The organism is Bacillus haikouensis (assembly GCF_013179555.1).
Taxonomy (GTDB): Bacteria; Bacillota; Bacilli; order Bacillales; family Bacillaceae_B; genus Rossellomorea; species Rossellomorea haikouensis_A.
Map to the genome: position 1 here is coordinate 1 of NZ_JABMCR010000254.1, position 5,874 is coordinate 5,874.

7 protein-coding genes are annotated in these 5,874 nt (G+C 40.9%); all 7 read right to left on the reverse strand.

Going from position 1 to position 5,874, the window contains the following annotated elements; all coding sequences use genetic code 11:
• Positions 1 to 184: 184 nt before the first annotated feature.
• Positions 185 to 388 carry a hypothetical protein gene (locus HP456_RS18795; RefSeq protein WP_172253918.1) on the reverse strand — a complete coding sequence of 68 codons (204 nt, stop codon included), beginning with the start codon at positions 386 to 388 and terminating at the stop codon, positions 185 to 187.
• 26 nt (positions 389 to 414) lie between these two features.
• Positions 415 to 1,173, reverse strand: coding sequence for a FliA/WhiG family RNA polymerase sigma factor (locus tag HP456_RS18800; RefSeq protein WP_172253920.1), 759 nt, complete (start codon positions 1,171 to 1,173; stop codon positions 415 to 417).
• Between the two features lie 37 nt (positions 1,174 to 1,210).
• Positions 1,211 to 1,708, reverse strand: a complete 498-nt coding sequence (locus HP456_RS18805) for a chemotaxis protein CheD (RefSeq protein WP_172253922.1) — start codon at positions 1,706 to 1,708, stop codon at positions 1,211 to 1,213.
• Positions 1,705 to 2,340 (reverse strand): chemotaxis protein CheC, encoded by a 636-nt coding sequence (locus HP456_RS18810; protein WP_172253924.1) that lies wholly within the window; start codon positions 2,338 to 2,340, stop codon positions 1,705 to 1,707. The genes HP456_RS18805 and HP456_RS18810 overlap by 4 nt, the downstream gene beginning before the upstream one ends.
• Positions 2,341 to 2,350: 10 nt before the next feature.
• On the reverse strand, positions 2,351 to 2,797 hold the full coding sequence (locus HP456_RS18815; RefSeq protein ID WP_376766238.1) for a chemotaxis protein CheW: 447 nt from the start codon (positions 2,795 to 2,797) through the stop codon (positions 2,351 to 2,353).
• Between the two features lie 12 nt (positions 2,798 to 2,809).
• Positions 2,810 to 4,858 (reverse strand): chemotaxis protein CheA, encoded by a 2,049-nt coding sequence (locus HP456_RS18820; protein ID WP_172253926.1) that lies wholly within the window; start codon positions 4,856 to 4,858, stop codon positions 2,810 to 2,812.
• A gap of 15 nt (positions 4,859 to 4,873) precedes the next feature.
• Positions 4,874 to 5,874: protein-glutamate methylesterase/protein-glutamine glutaminase (locus HP456_RS18825; RefSeq protein ID WP_172253928.1), on the reverse strand; the 1,001-nt coding region annotated here is incomplete at its 5' end.

Genomic DNA, 5,874 nt, shown 5'->3' on the forward strand with positions numbered 1-5,874 from the left:
CACCCTTTTTAGTTGATTTTAATTATATGCCATAAAAAAGACCGTCCTTATCACGCAAAACAGGAGCAGTCTTTCAGCTGATATGCAGTTAACCAGAGTAGTCGATCTTTCTTCCCTTATAAGGGTGATCATTTTCATCATCGGAGTAATCTTCATCGCTCTTCTGTCTATTCTCCGCTTTATCCTATTCTTTTTCCTTTCGAAGTGCAACTAATCCCTTTTGTTTACTTTCCTGTACTGTATGCCTCTTTTTACGCAGTTCTTTTTCAAGTTGTAAACTTGCCGCGCTCTGAGTCAATTGATGATTTCCATTAAGGTGTTCAGCCTGCTTTGCTGCATCGAATGTCCTTGGCAGAGCAATTTGCATTTCAATTGCTTTTAAACTCATCGTTCTTACCTCATTTCTGAGAAAAGTTAAGAGTCGAGCAGATTACGCAATTTGAATATAGCTTTAGAATGTATTTGGGAAATTCTAGAGGTGGAAAGTTTCAGAATTTCTCCTATTTCTGTCAATGTTAATTCCTCTTTATAGAATAAACTTAACACAATCTGCTCTTTTTCAGAAAGTTTTTGGATTGTTTGTTCCAATTCAGTCATTCTCTCACCTTTTAGCACTTCCTCTTCTGGTGAGATTGTTTTATGATCTTTCAATGAATATGTCTGGCTCTCATGGTCATCATCTGTAAGCTGATCATCAATCGATAATACATTTGCAAAAAAATGCTCATTCGTTGTTTGATATACATCCTCTACAGACATTTCTAATTCACTTGCAATTTCTTCTGCTGTAACATGGCGGAGGTGTTGTTGTTCAAGTTCAACGATCTTCGCTTCAATCCTTTTAGCTTTATCCCTTGTGGATCTCGGGAGCCAATCTTCTTTCCTTAAGCCGTCCAGAATCGCCCCCCTTACCCGGAAAGAAGCATATGTATCAAACTTAAGATCCCTGGAAGGGTCGAATTTTTGAAGGGCGTCGAGTAATCCCATCAACCCAAGACTTTTAATATCTTCTCTCGAGACGTTTTTCGGCAGTCCGACTGAGATCCGCGCTACATGATATGACACTAAAGGCATATATTTTTTCACTAACAGGTCACCCGCCAGTGTGTCGCGGCTTGTAATCCATTTATCCCAATAGTATTGTTCTTCAGTTCGAGCGGGTTGCTGAGACATAAGACTCCTCCTCCTAATGTATTTTGAATTGGTGATCTTACATCACCTTTGTCCCTTCATTTACTGTACGGATATGGAGAGTAGATTCAGAAACAAAGAATTCTATTGTTCTTCCCTTGTTCCCTCCTAAATCCTCGGCGATGACGGGTATGTTATTTTTCAACAGCACTTTTTTAACAGCTTCTATGTTACGAGGTCCTATTCTCATCAATTCACTCTTAGATGAAAGCTGAAACATCTGGGCCCCCCCTGCCATCTTACATTTCAGCCTATTCAGTCCTGCCCCCATATCCCTTAACCTGCGAATTAACTCTTCCACACCGGAATCAGCATATTTAGCTGCATTCAACGGTTTTTCTTTGGAAATGGAAGAGCTCGGAAGCATCACATGGACCATGCCGGCTATTTTCAAATAATCATCATATAGAACGACACCTACACAAGAGCCTAATCCCGAAGTACGTATTGAACCATTTTCTTTCAGTGTTTTCAGATCAGCGATACCCACTTTAACTACAGACTGAACTTTAATCATTCGTGCATGCCCAAGGACTGAAATATAATATTAAAAGAATCTGGATCGGGAAGCAGAAAGAAATGTCCATTTACGAATTCAGCATCTTCTGCTGTTACTTCTTTTAATGCAGTATCTATTACGATGGCATAATCACTTACCTGTGAGATTTCAATCAACCCGAAGCCTATGATTGCACCTGCCATATCAATTGATAGTGAGGGTACGGAAGGCAGTAAGTTGAGTTGTGTAAAATCAGACAGAGAAGATAAATACGATCCTGAAAGAATATTTCCTAATTCCTGCATAGCAGATAAACCCAATTCCGAAGGAGGAGACGCTTCAAATGAAAAATGCTCGTCATGAATCATCAATTTAACAAACGCAGATGCTTGTGCAAGCGGGAGCAGGAAGAACATGCTGCCAGGTGCATCTCCTTCAATTCTCAGAAATACACTAACAACAACGTTGTCTGCTCCGCCGGCCATTTCCATCATTTCATCAAACGAAACGATCTTCACGTGCGGAACCTTCATATCTATTTTTCTATCTAATAATGTCGACAATGCTGTCGCTGCGTGACCAGCACCTATATTCCCAATCTCTTTTAAAATATCCAGGTGCATGGAAGTGATTTTTTGTTCATAGCCCATAAGCTGCCTCCTATAATGACTGAAGGATTTTGTCCAGATGGAGCAGGATAAGTAATCTTCTGTCTTGTTTGACTACTCCGCCGATATACTCTGCCTCCGTTACTCCGACAACTTCAGGAGGGGGTTCAATACTGTCCCTTGAGACATCAAGTACATCATTTGCGGCATCTACAATCAATCCTACTTCTTTATCCTGGAGACCTGCTATGATAATCCTCATGCTTTCAGAATCTTCACCGCGCGGCAATTCAAACTTGGATCTCAAGTCGATGATCGGAGTTACAACCCCACGCAAATTGATGACACCTTTTACATAAGCAGGGGTCTTTGGCACTCTGGTTATATATTGCAGTTTCTCGATTGACCGTACTTGATTTACAGGGATGGCATACTCTTTATCCGCTAACTGAAATACAATTAGTTTAAGATCTTCAGTTGATACTGTCATTTCACTCATTGCCTTTACCTCCTATTTAATTAATGCATTGCAGTCTACGATCAGTGCCACTTGTCCGTCACCAAGAATTGTTGCACCGGAAATGGCAAATACATCTGTTAAATAATTTCCCAGCGATTTTAATACGATTTCCTGCTGACCGATAAAGGAGTCGACAACGAGACCAGCCATTTTTTCCCCTTTTCGAACAATAACAGTTGAATAGAACTCTTCCTCGTCAGTTGTTTCCTTAGGTACTTCGAACACGTCTTCAAGGAAAACCAGCGGCACTACTTTCCCTCTGAAATCTATCACTTTCTGGTTATGGGCTTTCATGATTTCGTCCTTTTTCACGATGGCCGTTTCAATAATTGAAGATAAAGGTACAGCATATTTCTCTTTCGCGATTTCCACCAGCATCACAGAAATGATAGAAAGAGTTAATGGTAGTTGAATAGAAAACAGTGATCCTTGTCCCTCAGTGGAATCAATGGTGATGGATCCACCCAGCGATTCAATCGTTGCTTTCACGACATCCAGTCCCACACCTCTCCCAGAGATGTCTGAAATTTGTTCTGCTGTGGAAAAACCGGAAGCTAAAATCAATTCAGAGATTTGTCTATCCGTCAGTGTAATTGCTGTTTCTTCACTGACGATCCCCTTTTGAATCGCTTTCTCCAATACCCTTTGTTTGTTGATTCCTGCACCATCGTCTTCCAGTTCAATAAATACATGATTTCCACTATGATACGCTTTAAGCTTGACAGTCCCCTCTTCAGTTTTTCCCTTCTTCAGGCGAATTTCCGGTTTTTCAATCCCATGGTCGATCGCATTCCGGATCAAGTGAACCAACGGATCCCCAATTTCATCGATGACCGTTCGATCCAGTTCAGTTTCAGCACCGATGATTTCAATATTTATTTTCTTATCCAAGTCTCTGGCAAGCTGGCGCACCATTCGCGGGAAGCGGTTGAAAACCGTTTCAACAGGCACCATTCTCATATTGAGAATGATGTTTTGCAAATCACCTGAAATACGGGTCATTTTTTCAACAGTATCATTCAACTCAGCATTATTGAGATCCTTTGATATCTGTTCCAGTCTGCCCCGGTCTATGACCAGCTCTTCAAACAAATTCATTAAAATATCCAGCCGTTCTATATTTACCCGAATCGTTTTATTTGAGGAGGTAGATCTTGTGGATTCTTTGGGAGAATTCGAATCTTTCCCTTTCACAGGCTTTTCTTGTGAAGCAATTACTTCCTTACTCTCAGGCTTTTGCTCTTCTATTTTATGTATGGCATTCTGATTTTGCAGAGTCTCCGGAGTTATTTCAGTGACGCCGACCCTTTCAACCTCTGACACATTTAACACTTTCTTTTCAATGTCGATTGAACTTTCATTGGTTACGATTGTAACTGTAAAAGATTGATCGAACTGTTCTTCCTCGAGCTTATCTACTGTTGGTACGGATTTAATCACTTCCCCAATCTTCTCCAACACCTCAAACACCATATATACCCTCGCAGCTTTCAGGAGACAATCTTCCCTCAATGAAACGGACAGTTCAAAACAGTGCATCCCCTGTTCGTATGATTGTTCGATCACTGTCTGTTCAAACGCTTCGTAATTAATTGAAGCATCCATTGCTACTGCTGCTGCTGACTCTTTTTGGGCAAGAGATTGAGAAGAGGAGATACTTCCGCCGTTTTCGATTGCTTGCAGAAGTGTGACAACTTCAGTCACATCCTTTTTTCCGTCCCCTCCATTTGAAATGGATAGAACCATTTCTTCAAGATCATCCACCGACTTAAACACAACGTCCAAAATCTCAGGTGAAACGCGTATCTTTTCATTCCTTATCCCATCCAGGACATTTTCCATTTTATGAGTGAGATTTGCCAGGTCTTCGTAACCCATTGTGGCAGACATTCCTTTTAAAGTATGAGCTGCCCGGAAAATTTCATTTACAATCGACAAATTATCGGGGCTCTTTTCGAGTTCAAGTAATTGTTCATTGCAGGCTTGTAAATTTTCTTTACTTTCTTCTATAAACACTTCTAGATATTGACTCATTTCCATATGCTCCACGCCTCTCTACATCATGTACTTCATAATTGATTGAGCGATTTCATCCACATTTACAATATCATCTGAAAGGTTTGCAGCTATCACCGACTTTGGCATTCCATAAACAATACAAGAATCATGTGACTCTGCTATTGTCTTCACACTTCCATATTCCTTAAGTTGTTTAACTCCTTGTGTACCATCGGTGCCCATCCCTGTCATAATGACAGCAATTTTATTGTAGTCATCGATTTTCGATACGGATTCAAAAAGAACATCAACAGAAGGACGATGTCCGTTTCGGGGTTCTTCTTCTTTTGACAAATGCACTTTCATCATTGTTTCAGCCTGCATTATTTTCATATGGTATCCGCCCGGAGCGATATAAGCAGTCCCATCTTGGAGGACTTCTCCCTGTTCAGCTTCTTTTACCCGAATGTTTGAAATCGAGTTTAAACGGTCGGCCAATGATTTAGTGAAACCCGCAGGCATATGCTGTACGATAAGCACCGGAGCGTTTAAAGATGAAGGTAATTCAGTCAGCACATGCTGCAATGCCCTCGGCCCCCCTGTAGAGGTTCCGATTAAAATGATCTTATTCTTGTTGTCATTTAAGTTAAATGCAGAACTGCTTGTTGTACCAGGCTCTTCTTTCCTCGGTATGTGTTCCTTATGAAAATCTTTTTTTGAATCAGACTCAATTGAAGTCCGGCTTTTCAATAGTTTAGTGATTGGAACTTGGCTGGCTGATAACACTTTTTGGACGATTTCATCTTGAACTTTGTGCAGGTCAAGGGAAATCGTACCTGAAGGCTTGGCAATAAAATCAACTGCACCAAGCTGAATTGCTTTCAAAGTTTCTTCGGCACCTTCTTTGGTGGTGGAGGAAAGCATGACGACAGGTACAGGGCACTCAGCCATTACTCTTTTTAAAGCTTCTATTCCATTCATTTTTGGCATCTCAACGTCCAGGGTGACGACATCGGGTGAGAGTTTAATGATTTTCGCTAAGGCATCTTCCCCATTCC